This is a genomic window from Facilibium subflavum (genome assembly GCF_003574485.1).
In the GTDB taxonomy this organism is placed as follows: Bacteria; Pseudomonadota; Gammaproteobacteria; order Francisellales; family Francisellaceae; genus Facilibium; species Facilibium subflavum.
In genome coordinates, this window is the sequence record NZ_QLIT01000180.1 from 1 (window position 1) to 1271 (window position 1271).

Consider the following 1271-nt stretch of genomic DNA (forward strand, 5'->3'; position numbering starts at 1 on the left):
TTTTCTAAGCTGCTTATTCGGCAGTGAACATTAAGGTGTTCTGGTCAACTAAAATTGGACACATTGTTAAGAGAATCTCCTAAATTCTCATAGTCAATAGGTGAGTAATCCCCATTGGCGGTATGTAACCGTCTTTTGTTGTAATAACGCACATAGGCAAAAACATCCTCTGCCATACTTTGGCGTGTTAAGTGTCGGACATTCGCCAGCCACTCATGCTTTAAACTGCCAAAAAATCGTTCAACAACGGCATTATCCCAACAAGCGCCTTTACCGCTCATCGATGGCTTTATCTTATATTGAGCCAACAGTTTACCAAACGCTTTGCTTGTGTACTGTGAACCACGATCACTATGAAATATCAAGCCAGGTTTTGGGCGCCTTAAGTAAATGGCCATTTTCGTTGCCTTAGAAACCAGGTTCGTTGTCATGCGCTTATCAACTGCCCAACCCACAATGCGTCGTGAGTACAAGTCCATCACAATCGCTAAATAACTCCAACCTTCACCGGTACGAAGATAAGTAATATCTGAAGCCCAATGTTGATTCGCAAACAAGGGTGTGAACCGTTGGTTTAACAGGTTATCTGCCACCTGGTGGCTATGTTTGCGTTTTGTTGTCACTTTGTAGGCAACGCGTTGCGTGACTTTTAAATCTAGCTTCTTCATCAATATTCTTACCTTATAGCGGCCAATCGTAAAACCTTCTTTGCGCAATTGCTTCATCAGTCCTCTTGATCCCAGGCTTCCGCGGGACTCAGCAAATAATAACTTCATACGCCGATAAAGCATTAATTCATGTGAACTTAATGCCTTTGCTGGATGACGGCACCAGCGGTAATAAGCAGAGCGACTTACCTGCATCACATCACAAAGCAGTTCAACAGGATAGCAATTTAGCTGCGATTTGATAAAGCGATACCTTACTTGAGCTCTTTGGCAAAGAAGGTGCTGGCCTTTTTTAGGATTTCTTTCTCCATCTTAAGGCGCTTATTCTCTTTGCGTAGTCGCACCAGCTCAGCGCGTTCATCTGCTGTTACAACATTACCAGCTTTTTCTTGCTCAAATTGTTGCTTCCAGCGATATAGCATATTTGTGCGAACACCAACTGATGCAGCTGCTTCAGAAACACTGTAGCCTTGTTCTAATACTAAAGAAACCGCTTCTTCTTTAAATGCTTTTGTATAACTCTTTCTGTTCATTATCTACACCTCTATAATTGATTATCATACTATCTCTTATAAAAGTGTCCAGGAATATTAGACCACAACA

1 protein-coding gene is annotated in these 1271 nt (G+C 41.9%); it reads right to left on the reverse strand.

Translation table 11 applies throughout. The features are described from left to right. Positions 1–44: 44 nt before the first annotated feature. Positions 45–1201 (reverse strand): IS3 family transposase gene (locus tag DNK84_RS10480; protein WP_119344464.1). Its coding sequence is split into 2 segments (ribosomal slippage): positions 45–964 and positions 964–1201, totalling 1158 coding nucleotides; the frame shifts between segments, so codons are not numbered across the junction. Positions 1202–1271 lie beyond the last annotated feature (70 nt).